Annotated in this window: 17 protein-coding genes; 7 read left to right on the top strand and 10 right to left on the bottom strand. The window is 43.5% G+C overall.

From position 1 onward, the window contains the following. Nucleotides 1-14 precede the first annotated feature (14 nt). From AB6D58_RS08325 to AB6D58_RS08315, 3 genes are all read right to left on the bottom strand, one after another. A complete protein-coding gene (locus tag AB6D58_RS08325; RefSeq protein WP_372156956.1) occupies nucleotides 15-1,112 on the bottom strand; it encodes an amino acid ABC transporter permease in 1,098 nt (365 codons plus the stop codon). A 1-nt stretch (nucleotide 1,113) separates the two neighbouring features. Further along, the gene (locus AB6D58_RS08320; protein WP_017063829.1) at nucleotides 1,114-2,319 is read right to left on the bottom strand and encodes an amino acid ABC transporter permease; all 1,206 of its coding nucleotides are present in this window, start codon (nucleotides 2,317-2,319) and stop codon (nucleotides 1,114-1,116) included. A gap of 71 nt (nucleotides 2,320-2,390) precedes the next feature. Beyond that, entirely contained in the window at nucleotides 2,391-3,419 is a 1,029-nt protein-coding gene (locus AB6D58_RS08315) for an amino acid ABC transporter substrate-binding protein (protein ID WP_017059701.1), read from the bottom strand. Between the two features lie 480 nt (nucleotides 3,420-3,899). Here AB6D58_RS08315 and AB6D58_RS08310 point away from each other — a divergent pair, with 480 nt between their 5' ends. Continuing rightward, nucleotides 3,900-4,841, top strand: a complete 942-nt coding sequence (locus tag AB6D58_RS08310) for an NAD(P)-dependent oxidoreductase (RefSeq protein ID WP_372156954.1) — start codon at nucleotides 3,900-3,902, stop codon at nucleotides 4,839-4,841. A 187-nt stretch (nucleotides 4,842-5,028) separates the two neighbouring features. Here the strand turns inward: AB6D58_RS08310 and AB6D58_RS08305 are convergent, their stop codons facing one another. Then, nucleotides 5,029-5,511: a YajQ family cyclic di-GMP-binding protein gene (locus AB6D58_RS08305; protein WP_017063832.1), complete on the bottom strand. Its 483-nt coding sequence runs from the start codon at nucleotides 5,509-5,511 to the stop codon at nucleotides 5,029-5,031. 12 nt (nucleotides 5,512-5,523) lie between these two features. Continuing rightward, nucleotides 5,524-6,582: a 3-deoxy-7-phosphoheptulonate synthase gene (locus tag AB6D58_RS08300; RefSeq protein WP_017059698.1), complete on the bottom strand. Its 1,059-nt coding sequence runs from the start codon at nucleotides 6,580-6,582 to the stop codon at nucleotides 5,524-5,526. 207 nt (nucleotides 6,583-6,789) lie between these two features. On the opposite strand from AB6D58_RS08300, the gene AB6D58_RS08295 reads away from it, so the two are divergent. Beyond that, a complete protein-coding gene (locus AB6D58_RS08295) occupies nucleotides 6,790-7,677 on the top strand; it encodes a putative PEP-binding protein (protein WP_372156952.1) in 888 nt (295 codons plus the stop codon). Nucleotides 7,678-7,853: 176 nt separating this feature from the next. After that, entirely contained in the window at nucleotides 7,854-8,339 is a 486-nt protein-coding gene (locus AB6D58_RS08290) for a PaaI family thioesterase (RefSeq protein ID WP_017059696.1), read from the top strand. Nucleotides 8,340-8,447: 108 nt separating this feature from the next. Here AB6D58_RS08290 and AB6D58_RS08285 read toward each other — a convergent pair whose 3' ends face one another. Then, nucleotides 8,448-9,803, bottom strand: a complete 1,356-nt coding sequence (locus AB6D58_RS08285; RefSeq protein ID WP_017063834.1) for a hypothetical protein — start codon at nucleotides 9,801-9,803, stop codon at nucleotides 8,448-8,450. A gap of 28 nt (nucleotides 9,804-9,831) precedes the next feature. On the opposite strand from AB6D58_RS08285, the gene AB6D58_RS08280 reads away from it, so the two are divergent. After that, a complete protein-coding gene (locus AB6D58_RS08280) occupies nucleotides 9,832-10,740 on the top strand; it encodes a S1 RNA-binding domain-containing protein (RefSeq protein WP_372150400.1) in 909 nt (302 codons plus the stop codon). A 299-nt stretch (nucleotides 10,741-11,039) separates the two neighbouring features. On the opposite strand, the gene rsmF is transcribed toward AB6D58_RS08280, so the two are convergent. The 4 genes from rsmF to AB6D58_RS08260 form a co-directional block, all read right to left on the bottom strand. Beyond that, entirely contained in the window at nucleotides 11,040-12,461 is a 1,422-nt protein-coding gene (rsmF, locus tag AB6D58_RS08275; RefSeq protein WP_372156950.1) for a 16S rRNA (cytosine(1407)-C(5))-methyltransferase RsmF, read from the bottom strand. 149 nt (nucleotides 12,462-12,610) lie between these two features. Next, the gene (locus AB6D58_RS08270) at nucleotides 12,611-15,268 is read right to left on the bottom strand and encodes an MlaD family protein (RefSeq protein WP_372156948.1); all 2,658 of its coding nucleotides are present in this window, start codon (nucleotides 15,266-15,268) and stop codon (nucleotides 12,611-12,613) included. Continuing rightward, nucleotides 15,255-16,538, bottom strand: a complete 1,284-nt coding sequence (locus tag AB6D58_RS08265) for a PqiA/YebS family transporter subunit (RefSeq protein WP_372156946.1) — start codon at nucleotides 16,536-16,538, stop codon at nucleotides 15,255-15,257. Before AB6D58_RS08265 ends, AB6D58_RS08270 begins: the two co-directional genes overlap by 14 nt. Before the next feature lie 54 nt (nucleotides 16,539-16,592). Further along, nucleotides 16,593-18,389 carry an ABC transporter ATP-binding protein gene (locus tag AB6D58_RS08260; protein ID WP_372156944.1) on the bottom strand — a complete coding sequence of 599 codons (1,797 nt, stop codon included), beginning with the start codon at nucleotides 18,387-18,389 and terminating at the stop codon, nucleotides 16,593-16,595. An 89-nt stretch (nucleotides 18,390-18,478) separates the two neighbouring features. Between AB6D58_RS08260 and AB6D58_RS08255 the strand changes: the two genes are divergently transcribed. The 3 genes from AB6D58_RS08255 (at nucleotide 18,479) to prc (ending at nucleotide 21,703) form a co-directional block, all read left to right on the top strand. After that, a complete protein-coding gene (locus tag AB6D58_RS08255) occupies nucleotides 18,479-18,970 on the top strand; it encodes a GAF domain-containing protein (protein WP_017059689.1) in 492 nt (163 codons plus the stop codon). A gap of 97 nt (nucleotides 18,971-19,067) precedes the next feature. Further along, nucleotides 19,068-19,691: an RNA chaperone ProQ gene (gene proQ / locus AB6D58_RS08250; RefSeq protein ID WP_017057223.1), complete on the top strand. Its 624-nt coding sequence runs from the start codon at nucleotides 19,068-19,070 to the stop codon at nucleotides 19,689-19,691. A 17-nt stretch (nucleotides 19,692-19,708) separates the two neighbouring features. Next, the gene (prc, locus tag AB6D58_RS08245) at nucleotides 19,709-21,703 is read left to right on the top strand and encodes a carboxy terminal-processing peptidase (protein WP_372156942.1); all 1,995 of its coding nucleotides are present in this window, start codon (nucleotides 19,709-19,711) and stop codon (nucleotides 21,701-21,703) included. The last annotated feature ends 196 nt before the right edge of the window (nucleotides 21,704-21,899 follow it).

Below are 21,899 nucleotides of genomic sequence, written 5' to 3'. Positions count from 1 at the left end.
CTTGATCTTGTTAATTATCGTTTGTGACCGGTGTGAAGTCTGTTTTCTAGCCATATCGAATATCTCGACATGCCAAAACAAAACACCCAGAACACTAACGCGACAAATACATAACTTTCTGTTGAATACCCAAGCCATTCAGGGTCGGTATTCGCGGCTTGGCCAATTCCTAGTACATCAAACATACCAATAATCAAAACAAGACTGGTATCTTTAAACAAACCAATGAAGGTGTTCACAATTGAAGGAATCGTGATTTTAAGAGCTTGAGGTAGAATGATAAGCCCAGTCTTTTTCCAGTAGCTTAACCCCAGAGCATCAGCTGCTTCGTATTGGCCTTTTGGTATTGCTTGTAGACCACCTCGAATTACTTCGGCCATGTAGGCTGCACTGAATAGAACTACCCCTACAAGTGCTCGAATGAGCTTATCGGTTTCTGTCCCTTCTGATAAAAAGAGTGGCAGCATTACTGAAGCCATGAATAGAACTGTAATGAGCGGTACGCCACGCCAAATTTCGATGTATACGGTACACATACTGCGAATGATCGGCATCTCTGAGCGGCGCCCAAGAGCAAGTGCAACACCAATAGGGAGTGACACTACAATACCAACAAGTGCGATGACCAGTGTAACCAGTAGGCCGCCCCATTTATGGGTATCAACAACTTCTAACCCAAAGACGCCACCGTATAGCAAGCCAGCAATGATAAATGGGTAGATGTTGACGAAGAACAACCAAATCCACGTACGTTTAGGTGTTTTTTCATAAGCCAGTAAGGCTATAAAAATGGCCAACGTTGCATAGAAGAGGCGAGGTCGCCACAGTTCAGCTTCTGGGTAGAAGCCATACATGAATTGGTCCCAACGAACGCTGATAAAAACCCAACAAGCGCCTTCGCTAGTACAGGCATCGCGTGTGGTTCCTATCCAGTCGGCACTGATGAATGCCCAATCCGCTATTGCCCATAATAGGGTGAAAGCAAAGTAAGCAAGAATCACAGTGACGACGCTGTTAATAGGTCCATTAAATAGATTTTTTCTTAACCAACCGACTGGCCCAACGGTATTCGCTGGAGGCGGAAGATCAGGTTGAAATTGATGTGTACTCATCTTATCTCTCCACCAACGCTACTTTGCGGTTGTATATGTTCATTAGAGCGGACGTTAATAGGCTCAAGGTTAGGTAGACGCCCATTGTCATCGCGATTACTTCGATAGCTTGTCCAGTTTGGTTAAGTGTTGTTCCTGCAAATACAGAGACAAGATCAGGATAACCAATGGCCATCGCAAGTGATGAGTTTTTGGTCAGGTTTAGATACTGACTGGTTAGTGGTGGGATAATGATTCTTAATGCTTGTGGAATAATGACAAGCTTTAGAGTTCTAGAACGTGGGATGCCTAGAGACATCGCAGCCTCAGTTTGCCCATGGTTTACCGCGTTAATACCTGAACGAACAATCTCAGCAATGAACGCTGCTGTATAGATACTTAAAGCGAGCATCAATGCAGCAAGCTCAGGGATTATCGTAACACCACCCTTGAAGTTAAACCCTTTCAACACAGGGTAATCTGCAGAGATAGGCATGCCCATAACAAAGTAAGTTATCAACGGTAAGCCTAAAATCAACGCAGCGGCAATTCGCAACATCGGTGTTTGTTGGCCGGTCAGTTTCTGTCTGTTCTTAGCCCAGATGTTGATAATAAACGTAGCGATAATACCGACAATCAATGATGCGATGACAATGCTACTGCCTTGCTCAAAGACTGGAGCAGGGAAGTACAACCCGCGTACGTTCAAGAAAATTGCTTCACCTAGACTCATACTTTGACGAGCAGAAGGCAAGGCTTGTAGAACGGCGAAATACCAGAAAAAGATTTGTAATAGCAGAGGGATATTTCGGAATATCTCAATGTAGACAGCTGCAAATCGGCTAACTAGCCAGTTTGAAGAGAGCCTAGCGATACCCATACTAAAGCCCAGCACTGTCGCTAGCATGATGCCGAGTACTGAAACCAAAGCGGTATTGAGAAGACCGATAAAGAATGTACGACCGTATGAGTAGGTCTCGTCGTATTCAATCAGTGTTAAGCCGATACCAAAACCAGCTTCTTGTGAGAGAAAATCAAAACCAGTGGTGATACCACGGGAATCTAAGTTTGTGAGTGCATTATTTACAATCGTGTAAAAGAAAGCACAAAGCGCCCCGACGGCGATAATTTGGAAAATGATGGAGCGAAAAGTGGGGTTGTAAAATAAGTTGGCACTTTTGGGCTGTGGCTTTGCCTGAGCTGGAGAAATAGTTTCATTAGGTTTCATACTACTATAACCTCAAATCCATTTAATAAATAGGGCGGAAAACTCCGCCCTAATTGATGCTTGAAAATTTATTAACGGATTGGTGGAGCGTACATAAAGCCGCCCGCATTCCATAATGCATTTACACCACGAGAGATTTGAAGTGGAGAACCTGTACCAACAGTACGCTCAAAACTCTCACCGTAGTTACCAACTTGCTTAATTACTTGGTAACCCCAGTCGTCGCGAATGCCAAGGCCTTTACCTTTAGGACCGTCTACACCAAGAATACGTTTGATGTTTGGATCTTTTGACTTAAGCATTTCGTCTGCATTTTTAGAAGAGATGCCGTATTCTTCCGCGTTAATCATTGCTGAAAGTGTCCACTTAGCAACGTTAAACCATTGATCATCATCTTGACGAACAACAGGGCCTAGAGGCTCTTTAGAGATGATTTCAGGAAGTACTTCTGCAGATTTAGGATCAGCTAGGTTTAGGCGAAGTGCGTATAGACCAGATTGGTCAGTTGTTAGTACGTCACAACGACCTGCGTCGAAACCTTTCGATGTTTGTGCTGCCGTATCGAATACCACTGGCTTGTAAGACATGCCACTGTTACGGAAGTAATCGGCTAGGTTAAGTTCAGTTGTTGTACCTGATTGAACACATACAGAAGCGCCATCAAGCTCTTGAGCACTTGTTAGGCCAAGTTCTTTCTTAACCATGAAGCCTTGACCATCGTAGTAGTTAACGCCTACGAAGTTCAGACCTAGAGCAGTGTCACGATGTAATGTCCATGTTGTGTTACGAGATAGTACGTCGATTTCGCCAGATTGAAGCGCAGTAAAACGCTCTTTTGCTGTTAGAGGTACATACTTAACTTTAGTCTTGTCACCGAGTACAGCCGCTGCAAGAGCTTGACAATACTCAACATCAATTCCTTCCCATTCACCTTTTGAGTTAGGGTTAGAGAACCCTGGAAGACCGGTACTTACACCACAAGTTAGAAATCCTTGAGATGTGACTTTGTCCAGAGTGCTTTCTGCCGCTGATGCCGATGTTGCCATCATCGCAGTTGATGCAGCTACTACTGAAGCAAGAAGTGTTAGTTTATTTGTCATTTGTATCCTTCCTTGTTAACCAGGTGACACCTGATACTCGTGCTCGTTTGAGTTTCTCTTATGTGTTGCGTTTTCTATGACCTTGTTGTTCAAATTAAACGAGTTGCATTTTGCAAATGAAACTGTGTGCGATTTAAACAACTGTTTATAAGGTTAGGAAAGGATCCGTAGTTTCACAAATGTATAATTTAAAAAGAATTTTGAATGAAATCACAAATCCGAACACAATTAGAATGACCAAATGTTAAGTGAATGTAAATAGTGCAACGGTTCACACTGTTGGTGCAACGAGATTTAGATTTTTATATTGATAATCGACTAGATAAATATTCTGAATAAACATCACAATGATGAAATATTAAACTTAAGAAATGTTGAAATTTGGTCAATAAATATTTTTATTACACTTCGATAGTTATGAATATGCTCCAAATTTGGTAGCATGGCTGAATAGTTATTGAAGTAGTCTCAAGGAAGAACATGCGTTATTTCCCAATGTTTTTGGATGTAGAAAATAAGCCAATCTTAGTGGTTGGTGGGGGTGAGGTTGCTTGCCGTAAAGTCGATAGCTTACTACGAGCGGGAGCGGATGTGACTTTGGTGTCTCCCAAGGTAGCGCCTTACTTAAAGCAGCTTGTGGACGAGAACAAGCTTCACTGGGTTCAAAACTTTTACTCGTCACAGATCATATCGAAAAATTACTTGCAGGTTTGGGCCACAACAGACAACCCAAGCTTGAATCACCAAGTGTATAATGATGCGAAAAAACTGGGCATTTTAGTCAATGTGGTTGACGATCTTCCTTACTGCGACTTCATCACACCTTCGATGATAAATCGCGGCAGAATCCAAATTGCCATCTCTAGTGGCGGGGCATCACCTGTTTTAGTAAGAAATATCAGAGAAAAACTCGAAACGGTATTGCCACAAAACATAGGTTTGATAGCAGACTTCGGTGCATCAAAACGCAATTCAATCAAAGAGTCATTCCCAACCGTCGACGAGCGTCGTAAATTTTGGGAGCGTTTCTTGTCATCCAGCTTTATCGAGCAGGTGAATGACAGAGAGCAGTTAGAGTCTTACTACCAGCAAGCGCTAACCGAAGGCATTGATGGCGAAGGGCAGGTCACTTGGATTGAATTCGAGCAAGATGTCGAGCTGTTGTCTATGAAGGCTTTACGTTTGATGCAGGAGGCAGAGCTCGTACTTTCACCGAGCGATTGTCCATTTGAATTTATCGACCTGTGCCGCCGAGATGCAGAAAGAGAGAGCTACGCCAACAGCGGAGAGCTATCAACAAAGCTTGAGCAAGCAAGAGCAGAGAAATTACGAGTGTGTGTGTTTATTCCACCAGCAAGCGTAGAGTTTAATCTGTTGGTCGGCAAAGACCTAAAATTGTCAGCAGCCCAAGTACTCAGTTGAGGTAATTGCTTCTAGTTGAAATGAGAGCTTTCTGGTTGTTTGAAATCGGCTAGAGGCTCGGAATAAAACTAAAGCTGGACCAGATAAATAAAAAGCCACTTCAAAAGAAGTGGCTTTTTGCTATTTCAAACACGACATTGTGCTGATGAATGAGCAACCCAAATCGGCGGTCACTCAAACTCAAAAATTAGTCGCGGAAGTTGTCAAACTGGAAAGGTTGACCAAGTTCACCGCCGCGAACTAGAGCCATAACAGCTTGTAGGTCATCACGCTTCTTACCAGTAACACGAACTTTGTCGCCTTGGATAGAAGCTTGAACTTTAACTTTGTTGTCTTTGATTAGCTTAACGATCTTCTTAGCGACATCAGTTTCAATGCCTTGCTTAAAGATAACCGTTTGGTGCCAAGTGCGACCTGTTTGGTCTGCCGCTTTCGCTTCCATCGCGTTAGGATCAACATTACGCTTCGTTAGGTTGCTGCGAAGGATATCGCGCATTTGCTTCAGTTGAAAATCGTCTTGAGCAGTCAATTTTACTGATTCATCTTTGTAATCAAAGCTTGCGTCAACGCCGCGGAAATCGAAACGAGTCGATAGTTCACGGTTTGCGTTGTCTACTGCGTTACGCAGTTCTACTGCTTCTACTTCAGAGATAATGTCAAATGATGGCATTGTGTTGTTTCCTTAAGCTAAGTTTCTATCTTTAATTGCTGTTGCAAGCATGTCTAGCATTGTTGCAGTATCTTCCCAGCTTAGGCATGGGTCAGTAATCGACTTGCCATATTCTAGGTTGTTAATGTCTGTCATTGGCTGGTTGCCTTCAATAATGAAGCTCTCTGCCATAATGCCTGCAATTTGGTTCTTGTTAGATTTAATTTGCTCACAAATGTCTTGTGCAACTTCTAACTGCTTACGGTGTTGCTTCTGACAGTTAGCGTGGCTAAAGTCTACAACCAAACGTTGAGGTAGATCGAATTCAGCCAGTTGCTTACATGCAGTATCTACAGATTCAGCGTCGAAGTTAGGGCCTTTATCGCCACCACGTAGAATAACGTGACCGTATGGGTTGCCAGAAGTACGGTAAACCGTCATGCGGCCGTTCTTATCTGGAGAGTAGAAGTAGTGTGAAGCATGTGCTGCACGAATTGCATCGATAGCAATCTTGATGTTGCCGTTGGTCGCGTTCTTGAAGCCAACAGGGCAAGACAGTGCAGAAGCCATTTCACGGTGAATCTGAGATTCAGTTGTACGAGCGCCAATCGCACCCCAAGTGATAAGGTCTGCAATGTACTGACCTGTGATCATATCAAGGAATTCAGTCGCGGTAGCTAGGCCAAGCTTGTTGATATCTAGCAGAAGCTTACGAGCTTTGTTCAAGCCTGTTTCAAGTGCGTATGAACCATCAAGGTTAGGATCTGTAATCAAACCCTTCCAACCTACAACAGTACGAGGCTTCTCGAAGTAGGTTCTCATTACAACGAACAGTTCATCTTTGTACTGGTCTTGAATTTTGCTTAGGCGCTCAGCGTAATCAAGTGCCGCATCTGTATCGTGAACAGAGCAAGGGCCTACGATAACTAATAGGCGGTTATCACGACCAGTTAGGATATCTTCGATTTGGCGGCGAGAATTTTTAATGCGCTCAGCAACGTCGTCAGTAATAGGGTGTGCATTGCCTAGTTCGGCAGGAGTTGGCATAGGACCCAGAGCTTGGGTTCTCAACTCATCAGTTTTTAATGGCATGTGATAGCTTTTTTATTCTATTGCGAAGTGGTTAAGATAACGGAATTGAACAGAGGAATAAACTCTATTGAGTCAAAGTTATCTCAGTTATTGCTAATATTCTTATTTTTATCAGCAGGCCAGCGTCAAATAAGGGATTTTCACTTGTATTAACAGGCAGCTATCGGTATTTTCGTTTGAACACAACATAAAAATGCTGGAGCAGCAATGACTCAAGAAAATCAAAGCACTTTGCACCCAGAACTCGTCGTAGGTGATGTGCTGCCTTCTTATAACGATAATAATAATTCCAACCACTTATACGTTTCACTATCAGAATTGGTGATGGATCGTGTCTTTTATCACCCAAGTATCGAGAGTCACTTAGATACTTTGACTGATATTGAAAAAACGTCTTTAGAAGCGATCCTTGGCGATAAAACAGTCGATGAGCATTTTGTTTCGACCTTAGTGATTGCCATTCAAGCTGCCGTTCAGCCAAATCACACTTCTGTTCGTATCGCATTAAGCAGTGCAGACAGCTATGGATTCCGTTCGCTGCTTGGCGGGAACTGTGAAGCAGAAGAGATTAACCCTGCACTAGGTGTTCGTGGCGTTGCTCGTTACGCGACACCAGAATACAGCAAGGCTTTCGCTTTAGAATGTCAGGTTATTAAGGCATTACGTGAGCAGGGCATCAACGTTGAAGTAGTTGTGCCTTACGTTCGTGCGTTAAGCGATGCCGCTAAGATTATTGACCTGCTTGCCGAGCAAGGGCTACCACGCGGCCTTAACGGTTTGAAAGTACTGTTCTCGTGCGATGTGCCGTCTGCAGTGCTACTGAGCGAACGTTTACTGCATTACTTCGATGGTGTAGTGGTAAACGTTGATAGCTTAGCGTCTTTCACTTTAGGCGTAGACAAACACAATGAAGCTCAGCAACACGCTTTTGATCCACAAAATGAGGCGGTCATTACTTTGTTGGATATGATTGTTAAAGCAACCCTGAACGCGAAGAAGCCAGTGCTGCTAGTAACTCAAGGCTTAGTGGATTACCCACGTCTACAAGGTTACATAGCTGATCTTGAAGGCGTAGAAACGGTCGTGACTGCATAAATCGGTTTGTTGTCTTAGTAAGTCAACTGGCTCTATCCGTTTATTTGAAGCGCTAAAGCTTTGAGAATGAAAGAGATATCATTATGCGATGATATCTCTTTTTTGTAACATTTTTTTGACATCTCTATCGCTAATCGATTAACTGGTCTGATGACTGATTTGACTAGGTAATCCGAATGTTGACCCCTCTACAAAAAGCAAATTTCTACTTAAGCATGTTTGGCTTTTTCAAAGTCCCACTTATCTGGTTGTGCCGACCAAAACTACTCGCGTTGGACAACCAACATGTTGAAGTGAAAATCCCGCTTAGAAGGCGTACTAAGAATCACCTTAACAGTATGTACTTTGGCGTTTTGGCTGTAGGTGCGGATGTCGCGGGTGGGTTTCTTGCGATGAGCAAATCTCAGCAGCAAGGTGAAAAGATCTCGTTGGCTTTTAAAGAGGTGACGGGTAACTTTTTGAAGCGCCCTGAAGGTGATGTGCATTTCACTTGTAACGACGGTGAGCTGATCAACACTATGCTGGCAGAAACCATGTCGACCGGAGAACGGGTCAATCAACCCGTAACCATTATCGCGACTTGCCCATCTTTACATGGTGACGAGCCGATGGCGGAGTTCACGCTTACGCTTTCAATTAAGAAAGTCCCTTCAAGAAAATAGCGATTAAATAATAGATTTTGGTTTAGAAGTCATGGGTAACGTTGAAGAGATAAAACAACGGTATGTGAATGGTTTCCACATACCGTTATAGAGAACTTTATAACGGCTCTATGACTCTTGAGTGATCTGCTCAATATCAACTATTTTTGAACGGTTCATAACGATCTTCCAACGGTAGTAGGTTGGTTCGTTATCATGGTTGTTCTCTTTAATGATCAGGTTGAGAAGATGACGCTTTTCTACTGATTCGCGGCTCACTTGTCCTTCATTCAAGCGGTAGATCTTGTTTGAGCCTTTATCCATCAACCGTGTCAGCGCTCTGAGGCTGATCGATAACGTTTCACGAGTCTCCTCATAACCACTCATAAAGGTCGATGTCGACATCTCAGTATGAGAGCGGTAATGCAAGATTTGCTCTTCACGTTGTACCACACGCTTTTTACGGATCGACTGAATGCGATCTGCAAGCTTAGAAAAATTTGCGTAGTCCAACCATTCCAGTTTATGGCCTACTGACTTGTTGGTCGTTGGATCATAGTAACGACGCTTCCATTTTGGCTTGCCTTTACGCAGCCAGCGCCAAAGGATGTCTCTCAAGTCATCTTTAAAGATCTCACGCAGTGCGTAAATGAAAGACATTGCCACGATGAAAGAGGCGGTAATCTCACCAAGAAAGTCACGAGCCAAGATCACAGTAGTGGTCACGACAACCATCACCAAACCGGTCGCGATGCCTTTCACGGCACGCTTAACGTTCTTACCCATCGACGTTGTCTTTTCTTTAAGCACGATAGGGTGTTCAATCAAACGACGCAGCAAACGCATCTTGTTACTCAAGCGGGTAACGTCCTCTCGAACTCTTGCTGAGTTGTAGCGGTTCAGTTTACGGTGCGCGGTCTCTTTATCACAAAGCGTTAAGAGTCGTTCTTTAATCGTTGAATACTCACTACCTCGTGGCATGTGTGAAACTAGCGATAGGAACTTTTGCTCGGTATACCAAGATAGGTAGTTATCGATATTAGCGTAGTAGCGCTTGAGATTTTCTTCGTAAGGGATGCTTCGGCGTAGCTTCTTCAAGATATCTAAAGCCAATTCAATGACTTCATCTACTTCATCAGCCGTTACGTCGTCACTATCAGTTTTATTTAAGCTGCTGACTGCTTTATCTAACGCGATAACATATTGGTAGGCAAACAGACTCAAACTGACACGATACTGTGTTGTAGATAAGCGTCCACGTTTTGCCAAGCGACTGTGTACCAAAGGTAAAAGTGTTTTGTCACTATAGTAGGCACGTTTTTGAGTGATTGAGCTGTAGAAAAAGGCACTTTCAGAAAGCACTTCAGGAGTCAGTCCAAGTTCACCGGGAATGAATAGATAAACGTCCATGTCGAGCTTTTTGGTCTTAGCCATGGCATGGTTAATTTTAAGTGTTATCGCATCTTGTTTATCAACGGTGATCAACGATGTCTCCTAGAATGTAAAAATATGAATGAAACTAGCGAAAGCATATCAGAGATCACGTATAATCTCCGCCAAATTTAAAGTAGAGACAACCTTGATGATTAATATTGGTCAAATAAACAACTTAGAAGTAGTAAAACAAGCAGACTTCGGTGTATTCCTTGACGCGAGCGACTATGGAACCGTGTTGCTGCCGAAACGATTTACTCCTGAAGGTGTTGAAATTGGTCAAAAGCTAGATGTTTTCTTATACATAGATTCTGACAACCAGATCGCTGCAACGACTGAAAAACCAATAGCTCAAGTAGGCCAGTTTGGTTTGATGACGGTTGAAGGTGTTAACAGCACTGGTGCATTCATGAGCTGGGGCGTGAAAGGTAAAGACCTTCTTGTTCCTTTCAGCGAGCAGCGTGGCCGTTTAAACGAAGGTCAGTCAATCTTAGTATATGTGTATATCGATAAAGCATCGAGCCGTATCGTTGGTACAACGAAGTTCAACAAATGGTTAGACAACACGCCTGCGACTTATAAGCAAAATGAGCAAGTCGATCTCATTATCGCTGAGCGCAGCCAGTTAGGTTACAAAGCGATCGTGAACGGTGAACACTGGGGTATGATTTTCCCATCTGACATCATCGGTAAGCTGTTCATTGGTAAAACACTAAAAGGCTACATTAAAAACGTTCGTGAAGAAGACGGTAAGATTGATTTGTCTCTTCAGAAGGTTGGTGTGGCTAAGATGGATGACCTAAGCATTAAGGTTCTTGACCTGCTTGAGAAGAAAGGCGGTTACCTGCCTTTGAATGATAAGTCTTCTCCTGAAGTTATTTTCTCTGCATTCAGAACCAGCAAAGGTACGTTCAAGAAGACAATTGGTGGTCTATACAAATCTGGCAAGATCACTATCGACAAAGAAGGTATCAGCTTAGTTAAGTAAGCGAGCCTGTCGGTCAAAAAAAAGCCCAAACCTTCCTGTTTGGGCTTAGGGGAAAGGGTTCCGAAGAGCCTACGCTAATCGTTTTAATCTTTTGACTGTTAGATTGAAGTCTAGTTTAGATTCTCTAAAGTGCGATTTTTCTTTTTGGAAATAGTGACTTGAATTGATATTTATATAATTAGCTGTTGATTTACAAGCGCTCGCACACTGACTTATATGGCCGATAGAATAGAAAAAGCCCAAACAATTAACGTTGTTTGGGCTTTTTGTTTATTAAGGTGTATTCAGTGCGAACGCTTTTAGAAAAGGTTCTTATCGCGCACGAGTTCGCGTGGTAAACCGTTCTTCACTCGGTTGCCAACCCACTTACCAAGGCCGATGATTGCACCATTGTACTTCACTAGCACTTCACCTTTTCCTGACAAGTTTTCAGGGCGAACATCGCGGCCCATGAACCATTCACGAGCATCTTCAATACTAAGCTCTACAACATTAGCTTCATTACCTGTTGCGAGCGTTGTCGCTACTTGGTGCTGCCAGCGGTAACCTTTTTTATGGGTTTCAGCGATCTTGATTCCCATGCGAGAAAAACGGAACTCACCGATCATCGGCTCTAGCGCTTCTGGGAATAGCCAAACGTCTTTGTCGCGAATCCAAACCTGAGTATCGCTTGGCAATTCGATATCGAGAGTACTCATTAGTTGTTCAGCGACTTCTTGCTGAGTTTTCTTTGATGCTTTTTCAAATGGGAATTTACCCATACGTTTTTTAACTTCTGGTGGAGTAACAGACGCTAGTTTACGGATACGTGCAACAAAGAAACCTTCAGAGTCATAGACCTGTGGGAAGATGTGAAGAAAGCCTTCTTCTGTCGTGGTTGCTGTTGCGTTGTCGAATAGTGATTCCAGAGATTCGAATTCAACCGCATCACCAAAGGTTTCTTTTAGGTGATGACACACTTGTTGGTTCTCTTCGGTGCTAAGCGTACACGTTGAGTAAACCAAAACACCATTAGGTTTAAGAGCATGGAATGCACTTTCAATCAGATCTTTTTGCGTGTCGGCAATGTCGACCACTGATTGATACGTCCAGTTCTTCATCGCATCGGCATCTTTACGAATGGTGCCTTCGCCAGAGCAGGGTGCGTCTAGCAACACAGCATCAAACTGTTCTGGTAACCAACCACCAAAAACTCGACCGTCAAAGTTACTTAGAGCGGCATTACGAACGCCACAACGTTCGATGTTAGCGTGAAGGACTTTCACACGGCTTGCTGCATACTCATTGGCAACCAATACACCGCGATTATTCATTAGCGCAGCGATTTGCGTTGTTTTAGAGCCGGGTGCAGCCGCAGTGTCTAGCACCGCTTGGTAATCAGCTTCGCCTTGGAAAAGTGCCGAGGGTGGCATCATCGAGCTGGCTTCTTGGATGTAGAAAAGACCAGACATGTGTTCTGCCGTATTACCTAGTGGCGCTTCACTTTCGTCCGCTGTAATCCAAAAGCCCGTTGCACACCAAGGTACAGGTTCCAGTTCCCAGCCTTTCTCTTTTGCTCGTACTAGGAAGTCTTCAACACTGATTTTCAATGTGTTGATTCGAATACTTTTACGAAGTGGTTTTTGGCATGACGCAACAAAAGAAGCCATATCTAGATGACTAGGCATGATTGCTTCGATGTGCGTTAGGAATTCTTCAGGAATATATACGTTAGCGTGCAAAAGAGTATCTCGATTTATTGCATTAATGCGGGGAGTTTAAAGCAAAATGAGGCCGTCCTAAACCATATTTGCAGCAAACAACAAAAATGCAGCCTAATGGCTGCATTTTGATGAAGAATTAATCTTCCAGAAACGTCAGAGAGTTCACTCTATGGACGAGGAATTGCGGTTCTCCATGATTTCCACTCATCTTCGGCTTGAGGATAGAGGTAGAAAGACTGATCTTCGCTTGCTACTGGTTGAAGTTCATTTGTCGGTGGCGTTGAGAATGTAATACCACCTCTTAACAAGCTGTCTACCGTTCCGGCTTTGATGTTTGCGCCTGACAGGCCGATAGAGACATCGACGCCCGACACGTTCCAGAACACGGTGTTTGCGCGGATTAGATACGCGTAGTCAGGTTCTATTTGAATCGTAGATATGATGCGATCAGCAAACTCGCCCAGCTGAACATCTATAACACTGCCAATTTCTAGTTCACGGAATAGGATAGGTGTACCTTCAGATACTGAGCCGCGCGTTTCGCTTTGCAGTTGGAATATCTTGCCTTCAGGCTGCACAGGTCCTTTGCTAAGCTCAAATTTCGTGTTTCTTTCACCTTTGCCCGGGTCTACGTTGATGTGTTTAGAGAGCAGCGCAGAGACGTTTTTGATGCCATTAAGGCCAATCTCAGGTTCTGCCAACCAGAAGTGACTGTTCGTCACGGCAATCTTGTCGACGTACTCAGGTAAAATACGCGCAGTAATTTCAATGCCGCCCTTGTTGAAGTTCGGAATCACCAAAGTAACCTCACCAACAGTGACACCTTGATATTTGATCGCCATGCCCTTGTTGACTTCTTGATCGCCAGAAGAGGTGATAGTAATCGCGCGGCCAAATTTTCGAGCAGATTTTGAATCTTTGTAAAGCTTCCACACGTCACCAAGTTTGTTGTCGATTCCCGGCAGAGAGTCAAAAGCAATACCGCCTTGGATAAGGGTTTTAACTGGTGCCGCTTTAATGCTGATACCCGATAGCGACGCATCAACCTCAACGCCTGATCGGTTCCAGAAAACAGTGTGCTTGTTGAGTAAGTGCGTGTAACGATTTTCGATTGTGACTTTGATTCTTACGCCACCGTCGGCAAGCTGAAAATCAGAAATACTACCCACTTGTAGGTTGCGGTAGAGGAGTGGACTGCCTTTAGAAATTGAAGGTAACTCACTGGCAAACAAAGAAAGTGTCTTTGAACCAGACTGATTAAACTTAGCAATTTCTGCTAACGACTTACTTTGGAAAAGTTGGTAGTCCGCTCGAGCTTCAGATTTACCTTCACTCACAAAGCTAATCGAGCCGGTAAGAAGCTGTTTTGCTGGTGGGACCGTAACACTCAAGCCTGATTCGGTTAGCTCTGCAGTCGCACTACCTGTCACAAAGAAACGGTTGTGGCTTTTGATAAGGTGCGCGTACTCATTATCGATAAGTGCATCCATGAAGACTTCGTGTTTATCAGAGCCCGTACCAACACCATCAACTAATCCCACATGGATGATAGAGCCAACGGCAATGCCTTTGTAGAGAAGTTGTGTACCGACATCTAACCCGAACGAATTGTTCGACGTTAAGCGAATCGCAACGGATTTCTCTTGTTCCTGACTGAATTCATTTTTGCGGATTGCAGTAAATCGACGCGCCTTTTCACCTTCACCCGGTACCAAGGTTAAAAAGTTACCTGTCACTAAATTGGCAATGTTTTTCATGCCAGTAAGCGACAGTTCAGCCTCTTCTAGAACGAATTTACTGCCGCTGTTTAAAAAGTCACTGAATGCCGGTTGGATAGCGGCAGATGCAACGACGTTTTCACGCCCTTCACTTAGCGATAAATCAGTGATTTGACCGATTTCAATGCCGCGATACATGATCGGAGCACCCGTTGCACTGATTTTATTATCATCGGGAACGGCAATCTTGATAGAGATACCTCGACCCGCTGTTTTCAGATCTGGGTAGAGTTTGAACTTAGTATTCATCTCAACCGGTTGGCCTTCTCCTGGAGAGTCGACCGCAATTGAACCGCCAAGCAATGCACTTAGGCTCTCTAAGCGAACATCAACACCAGAAAAGCCAATACTGGCACCTAAGCCACTGACATTCCAAAAACGGCTTTGGTCGGTAATGATATGGCTGTATTCATCTTTAATCGACGCTTGAATCGTAACGGATTTCGCGTTGTCGTTTAACTGGTAGTTGTAAACCTCACCAATTGGGATTTTACGGTAAACGATTTGAGAGCCAACAGACACGCCGCCCAGATCTTTGGTCGTCAGTGAAATGTTCAAACCTTCAGAAGCCAGTAAGTCAGAAGGGGAGGATTCTAACGCTTGGAAAATGGTTTCTGGGTCTTGTTTGGTTTCGCTCGGGTGGATAGCAATATAGTTACCTGAAACAAGTGCGTCTAATCCTGAGATACCCGACAAACTTGCTGTCGGTTTTACAAGCCAGAAACGAGTGCCTTTTGAGAGTAGCTTCTTCGCTTCAGGGTAGATGTCTGCATCGACATAGATGCTCGATAGATCTTTGGATAAAGTGATGTCGCGCACCATACCCACCTCTAAGCCTTGGTAACGAATCGTTGTTCGACCTGCGACTAAACCTGCGGCATCTGAGAAGTATATTTGCACACGTTGCCCAGCATCGTGTATTGATTTCATGACCAACCAACCGGCTAAGGCGACGGTTAATATCGGCAGAATCCACAAAGGGGAGATGCCTTTGTTTTTCCTTACTTCTGGTGAATATGACGTTTGTGATTGGTTATCGTTGTTCATTCACTGACTCATCTTTAGAGGTGTAGTTATCCCAAATTAGCCTAGGATCTAAGCTTTCCGCTGCTAGCATCGTGAGAACAACTACGACGCCAAAAGCGACTGCACCATAACCTGGTGTAAAGTTTAAAATTTGCCCGCGGTCGACCAAGGTCATCATGATCGAAATAACGAACAGGTCCATCACCGACCATTTCCCCACCCATTTCACAATGAAATAGATGGTCATGCGTTGTCTGTGGTAAACGGCGCGCTTCATCTTGATACAGATTAAGATGTACGCGAGGCCGAGTATTTTCGCGACGGGCACGACGATACTGGCAATAAAAATGATCGCTGCAATGCCGTACATATCGCTATTTATCAGCGACGCGACACCAGAAATTATGGTGTCTTCTAGCCTTTGTCCGTTTGTTATAAGGATAGAAATCGGAATAACGTTGGCTGGCACAATAGCCACTGATGCGGCAAACAGCAGAGCCCATGTCTTCTGTATAGAGTAGGGCTTGCGGTGGTATAAGTCATGGTGACAACGCACGCAAGTATGTCCATCCGGTTGAGATAGGTGGCAGTTGTGACAGTGTATGTTCTTACTTTCAGCAAAAGAGTAGTCAGATTCTTTTGCCCAAGCTTCCCAGTAGCGACGCACACTGATACGGCTTACCAATAATACGCTGAAAAGTTGCAGAAGAATCAAGCCAACCAATCCTGGGCCTACAAAAATATCTGAGTAATCTTGCAGTTTGAAACATGAGACCGCCAAACTTACCAGAAACACATCCAACATCATCCAATGTTTGAGAGTCTGAATAATGGCTAATGCATAACGAAAGGGTGTAAAGATCTTAAGACGCAGTGATGCATGAGTGATGAGTACCGAGGTGCACACGAGCAACGGAGCGATCGAACTGCAGAACAGGATCAGCAAACCAAGTAGAGGAAAGCCTTCGCCCATTAAGGTAAAAACACCCGATGGTAACGTCGCGGGTATCATGACGCCAATCAGGCGAATACTGATGAATTCAAAAAAGTGCGATGGGATAAACAGCAATAAGCAGGTAATTGCGATTGCTAGGTTTCCAGAGAGGCTAGGGGTACCGCCTCTATAAAGCTGAGTTCCGCATCTTGGGCAGTAAGCTGATTTCCCTAAAGGGATGTCCATTTTATCTACGGGAAGTTCGCAGCCCTGGCAAAGACGCACTGAGCTGCTGTCGCATTGGTGTTTTGTTGATAAAGGGTTGGTTACGGATGGGGAGGTCACGCGACCTCCCAAGTTGAAACGTAAGTTAGGTTAGTAACCCGACTTAAAGACTCAGAGCCACAAACATCAGGCGTGCGATTGCACACTGCCGTAGAGTGTTTGATAGAGTCCTTGTTGTTCAACCAATTCACCATGTGTTCCCGTCTGTGTGACTTGTCCATCTTCTAAAACATAGATTAGATCGGCTTGTTTCACCGCTGATACTCGATGAGCCACTATCAAAGTTGTGCGATCTTTCAAAAACTCGCTCAACGCTTTATGCAGTGCTGACTCTGTTGCTGTATCGAGTGCAGATGTCGCTTCATCAAGAATAACAAACTTAGGATTGCTCAGCACCATACGAGCTATTGCTAAGCGTTGTCGTTGACCACCAGACAGTCGAACGCCATTCCTACCAATTTGTGTATCTAAGCCATTGCTCAGTTGCTTGATGACATCTTGCATTTGAGCGACTTCAAGCGCACGCCACAACGACATTTCGTCGTATTCAGCACCAAGGGTCAGATTATGCCTTAATGTGTCGTTAAAGAGTATAGGTTGTTGTAAAACAACGGCAATTTGATTGCGTATTACATCAAAGCTGATGTCATCGGTTGTTTCACCGTTATAGCGAATGCAACCTGAGTCCGCTTGGTAAACCCCAATTAGCAACTGGATTAAGGTAGATTTACCACCACCACTCGCACCCACCAAAGCGACTTTCTTACCTGCAGGGATGTGTAGTGATAGCCTATTTAAAACAGTGTTTTCTAATGTGTAAGAGAATGTAACGTCTTCGATGTCGACTGTCACTTCTTGATCTTCATAAAACGGGTTTACTTTGCTAATCGGGCGCTTCTCTTCTTCTAATTGAAGTAGATCGTTGATGCGTTGCAGTGCCGCTTTTGCACTATACCAAGAGAATTGAATCCCTAGCAGCTCTTGAACCGGGCCCAACATGAACCACAAGTAACCAAATACCGCAAAAATCTGACCAATGGTTAAGTCACTGAATAGAACCATTAGCATAGCGACAGCGCGGAAAAGCTCGAAACCTAACAAGAAGAGGAGAAACGAAACGCGGCCAGCAGCTTCAGATTGCCAAGCGTATTTGTCGGCATCGATTCTTACTTGGTTTGCTTGAATCTTAAGCTCATCGAGAAAAATGCGTTCTTTATTCGCTGCACGCAGTTGGTAAATACCATCTAAGGTTTCCACCAAGCGATTCTGAAAACGTTCGAAAGATTGGTTCTCGTACTTTTTAAGGTGCTTAACCTTGCTGCCTAGTTTACGAGAGAAATAAATAACAACAGGATTGACCAGTAGAATGAACAATCCTAAACGCCACTCTAACCACAACAGCACGATCGCTGTCCCGAACACGGTCAGGAAGCTGATGATAAATTTAGAAAGAGTCGAGCCAATGAACTTATCTATTGTCTCTATGTCTGTTATTAGGTGAGCATTAATACCGCCACTGCCTTTGGTTTCGTATTGTCTAATGCTAATGCGACCAAGCTTATCTATCATCTTGCTGCGCATTTGATAGGTAATTGTTTTGGACACAAGCGTAAACTGACGCCCTTGCAGAATGTTCAACGCTTGGCTAACGGAGCGCATGATAATCACTAACAACAAAGTTAGTGCTATATAGCCAGTCGGTGTTTGTAATGAAGATGGAAGTAGGTGGTTCATCATCTCTAAGCCTGAAGCGGGCTTATCGAGTAATACTTCATCAACCATTAATGGCATGAGCAACGGGATAGGGACACTAATGAGAGTTGCAAATATGGCAATAATGTTAGCAAACAGTAATTTGGACTTGTGTTTTTTTACTTGAGTTATTAACCAAGAACGGCTAATAGTGTCTTCTGAATTGTTCATTGTAATGAGAATAAGTCCTATTTAGTTTGATGGCCGCATTCTACTGCGTTCTCTTGATAATGGAAGTCTCAATTTAATTGGAAGTTAATATGAAAATAGAACATTACCAACGCTTAACCAAACAAGCCGTTGCATTAATTGAATCAGAAACCGATCTAACTGCTAATCTTGCTAATATCAGTTCATTATTATTCATGGAATTGGATGACTTGAATTGGGCGGGTTTCTATTTAATGAAGCAGGATTTAGCTAAGGAAAAAGACGAACTTGTACTGGGCCCTTTCCAAGGTCAACCTGCTTGTGTGCGAATTCCGGTCGGGCGTGGTGTGTGTGGAACTGCGGTTGCGACGAATACAGTTCAGCGCATTCATGATGTTCATGAGTTCGAAGGTCACATCGCTTGTGACGCTGCAAGTAACTCAGAAATCGTTATTCCGTTCTCGATTGGCGGAAAAATCGCGGGCGTTCTTGATATTGATAGCCCAAATGTTGGTCGTTTTTCTCAAATTGACGAGGACGGATTGACATTTTTCATGGCAGAAGTGGAAAAGCTGCTTAATTCGCACGCGAACAAGGCATAAATTATTCTCTTACTGTGGTTTTTCCCAAGCATCTCTCTATAATACGTAAAAATATTTTCTTAATGCTCGCGGAAAACCGCAAAAACCAGGAACCCACATGGAAAACACTGAAAAGTTAAAAAACAGCAAAGAAGTTATCGCATATATTGCTGAATGTTTCCCTAAATGCTTTACTCTAGAAGGTGAAGCGAAGCCACTTAAAATTGGTATTTTTCAAGATCTTGCTGAACGTCTAAATGAAGACGAAAAAGTAAGTAAGACTCAGCTTCGTGCAGCGTTAAGACAGTACACATCATCATGGCGTTACCTGCACGGCGTAAAAGCTGGCGCAGAACGTGTTGACCTAGACGGCAACGCGTGTGGCACACTAGAAGAAGAGCACGTTGAACACGCTAAAGCTACACTTGCAGAAAGCAAAGCGAAAGTTCAGGCTCGTCGTAAAGAACAAGCACAAAAAGCTCGTGAAGAAGGCAAAGCGAAACCTAAGGCGAAGAAAGCTCAACAGCCTCGTCGTCAAGCGCCTAAAGCACCAAAAGTAGAAAAGCCTGTAGAAACACGCGCTTTGAACGCTGACGAATTCATCGCTGGCAAAGAAGTAAATGTGAACATGGGTAAAGGAAACATGGCTGCGACCATTGTTGAAATCAATAAGGAAGATGTGCGTGTTCAGTTAGCAAACGGCCTACAAATGGTTGTTAAAGCGGAGCACTTGCGCGCTTAAAGGAGATACTCCTACGCATGAAATGCCGTTCAAAATTGACACTGATTGCTGCTAGCTTTTGGCTAGCAGCTTCAGCTCAGGCTCTTGAAGCCAAATTAGATCAGGACGATTTACCTCTACTCGCTCCTGAGGTCCAACACGAAACTGCTAGTAAACGTGTTACTTCTCGATTTACTCGTTCTCACTATAAACACTTCAATCTCAACGATGATTTCTCTCAAGCTATCTTTAATCGTTACTTAGAGATGCTGGATTATAATCGTAATATCTTCACTCAAGCTGATATTGACTCTTTCTCTGCGTCATCTAAACAAATTGATGATCAGCTGAAATCGGGCAATAACCAGATTGCATTCGATGTTTATAATCTGTCTATGCAGAAGCGTTTTGAACGTTTTCAATATGCATTGTCTTTGCTAGATACAGAGATTAAGTTTGATACCGATCAAAGTATTGAGCTCAATCGTAGTGAAGCTGAGTGGCCAAAAGATATCGCTGAAGTGAATGAGCTTTGGAGAAAACGCGTTAAATATGATGCGTTGAATCTAAAACTTACTGGTAAAGAGTGGCCAGAGATTCAAGAAGTTTTGGAAAAGCGTTACAACAATGCGATGAAGCGTATTACGCAATCGCATAATGAAGATGCTTTCCAGATCTACATGAACGCATTTGCGCGTGAAGTTGATCCTCACACAAGTTACCTTTCTCCAAGAAATGCAGAACAATTCCAATCTGAGATGAACCTATCTCTAGAAGGTATTGGTGCTGTGCTTCAGATGACAGACGACTACACCGTTATTCGCTCTTTAGTTGCTGGTGGCCCTGCGTCAAACAGCAAACAATTGAGTGATGGAGACCGCATTGTTGGTGTTGGTCAAGATGGCGAAGAAATTGTTGATGTTATCGGGTGGCGTTTAGACGATGTAGTACAACTTATTAAAGGCCCTAAAGGGACCAAAGTTAAGCTACAGATCTTGCCAGATGGTAAAGATGCAAAAAGTCACGTTGTCACAATTGTTCGCGATAAGATTCGTTTAGAAGACCGCGCTGTTAAATCAGAAGTGATCGAGAAAGACGGCAAGAAAATTGGTGTATTAGAAGTACCAAGTTTCTACGTTGGCCTTTCTAAAGATACCGATAAACTGATCACCGAGCTTAAAGAGCAAGGTGTTGAAGGTATTATTGTTGACCTCCGAAACAACGGTGGTGGTGCACTGACTGAAGCAACTGAACTCTCTGGTTTGTTTATCAAAGAAGGACCTGTTGTTCAGGTTCGTGATAGCTACGGTCGTGTCAAAGTGAACAGCGATACTGATGGTCAAATCAGTTACCAAGGCCCGTTAACGGTATTGGTGAATCGCTACAGTGCTTCGGCATCTGAGATCTTTGCAGCAGCGATGCAGGATTACGGTCGTGCAATCATCCTAGGTGAAAACTCTTTCGGTAAAGGTACGGTACAACAACATCGTTCTTTGAATCATATCTATGATTTGTTCGATAAAGAGTTGGGCTACGTTCAATACACAATCCAGAAATTCTACCGAATCAATGGTGGCAGTACGCAAAACAAAGGTGTAGTACCTGATATTGCTTACCCAACGCCAATAGACCCGGCAGATACTGGTGAAAGTGTTGAAGACAATGCTCTACCTTGGGACAGCATTGATAAAGCAAACTACTCAGTGTTACAGCGTAACGATGAGCAAATTGCTGCTTTAACAGCTCAACACCAAGCTCGTATTGCGACAGACATGGAATTTGGCTTTATCGCGCAAGATATTGAAAAATATAAGGCAGATAAAGACGATAACGACCTTTCTTTGAATGAAAAGGTACGTCAGCAAGAGAGCGATGATGCGGATGCGCTTCGTCTAGATCGTATCAATCAACGTCAAAAAGCCGCTAAGTTAGAGGCATTTAAAACGTTGGATGATATTCCAAAAGACTACGAAGCCCCGGATGCTTATCTTGATGAATCAGTTGCTATCATGCTGGATATGATCAAGAAATAAACAAAATACCTGTTATAAGGTGATTGTTTAAAGACGTACTATTTGAAAAGCGAGCTTAGGCTCGCTTTTTTTGTACCTGTGTTCTTGCCTCGAATAATGTCATGTTAACGGCATGCTTCCTCGCTTTTTAACTTGCTGCAGAACCACTGTTATTTGATTTTCGGCTGTGAAGTACACTGTAAAAATAACTAAACTT

This window comes from Vibrio sp. 10N.239.312.D08, assembly GCF_041466145.1.
Lineage (GTDB): Bacteria > Pseudomonadota > Gammaproteobacteria > Enterobacterales > Vibrionaceae > Vibrio > Vibrio crassostreae_C.
This window is presented reverse-complemented; position numbering and strand designations above follow the sequence as displayed.

Excerpts from the sequence above, each read along its gene's own strand:
- AB6D58_RS08325 (WP_372156956.1), bottom strand. The coding sequence starts at position 1,112 with ATGAGTACACATCAATTTCAACCTGATCTTCCGCCTCCAGCGAATACC.
- AB6D58_RS08320 (WP_017063829.1), bottom strand. The coding sequence starts at position 2,319 with ATGAAACCTAATGAAACTATTTCTCCAGCTCAGGCAAAGCCACAGCCC.
- AB6D58_RS08315 (WP_017059701.1), bottom strand. The coding sequence starts at position 3,419 with ATGACAAATAAACTAACACTTCTTGCTTCAGTAGTAGCTGCATCAACT.
- AB6D58_RS08310 (WP_372156954.1), top strand. The coding sequence starts at position 3,900 with ATGCGTTATTTCCCAATGTTTTTGGATGTAGAAAATAAGCCAATCTTA.
- AB6D58_RS08305 (WP_017063832.1), bottom strand. The coding sequence starts at position 5,511 with ATGCCATCATTTGACATTATCTCTGAAGTAGAAGCAGTAGAACTGCGT.
- AB6D58_RS08300 (WP_017059698.1), bottom strand. The coding sequence starts at position 6,582 with ATGCCATTAAAAACTGATGAGTTGAGAACCCAAGCTCTGGGTCCTATG.
- AB6D58_RS08295 (WP_372156952.1), top strand. The coding sequence starts at position 6,790 with ATGACTCAAGAAAATCAAAGCACTTTGCACCCAGAACTCGTCGTAGGT.
- AB6D58_RS08290 (WP_017059696.1), top strand. The coding sequence starts at position 7,854 with ATGTTGACCCCTCTACAAAAAGCAAATTTCTACTTAAGCATGTTTGGC.
- AB6D58_RS08280 (WP_372150400.1), top strand. The coding sequence starts at position 9,832 with ATGAAACTAGCGAAAGCATATCAGAGATCACGTATAATCTCCGCCAAA.
- AB6D58_RS08270 (WP_372156948.1), bottom strand. The coding sequence starts at position 15,268 with ATGAACAACGATAACCAATCACAAACGTCATATTCACCAGAAGTAAGG.
- AB6D58_RS08260 (WP_372156944.1), bottom strand. The coding sequence starts at position 18,389 with ATGAACAATTCAGAAGACACTATTAGCCGTTCTTGGTTAATAACTCAA.
- AB6D58_RS08255 (WP_017059689.1), top strand. The coding sequence starts at position 18,479 with ATGAAAATAGAACATTACCAACGCTTAACCAAACAAGCCGTTGCATTA.
- proQ (WP_017057223.1), top strand. The coding sequence starts at position 19,068 with ATGGAAAACACTGAAAAGTTAAAAAACAGCAAAGAAGTTATCGCATAT.
- prc (WP_372156942.1), top strand. The coding sequence starts at position 19,709 with ATGAAATGCCGTTCAAAATTGACACTGATTGCTGCTAGCTTTTGGCTA.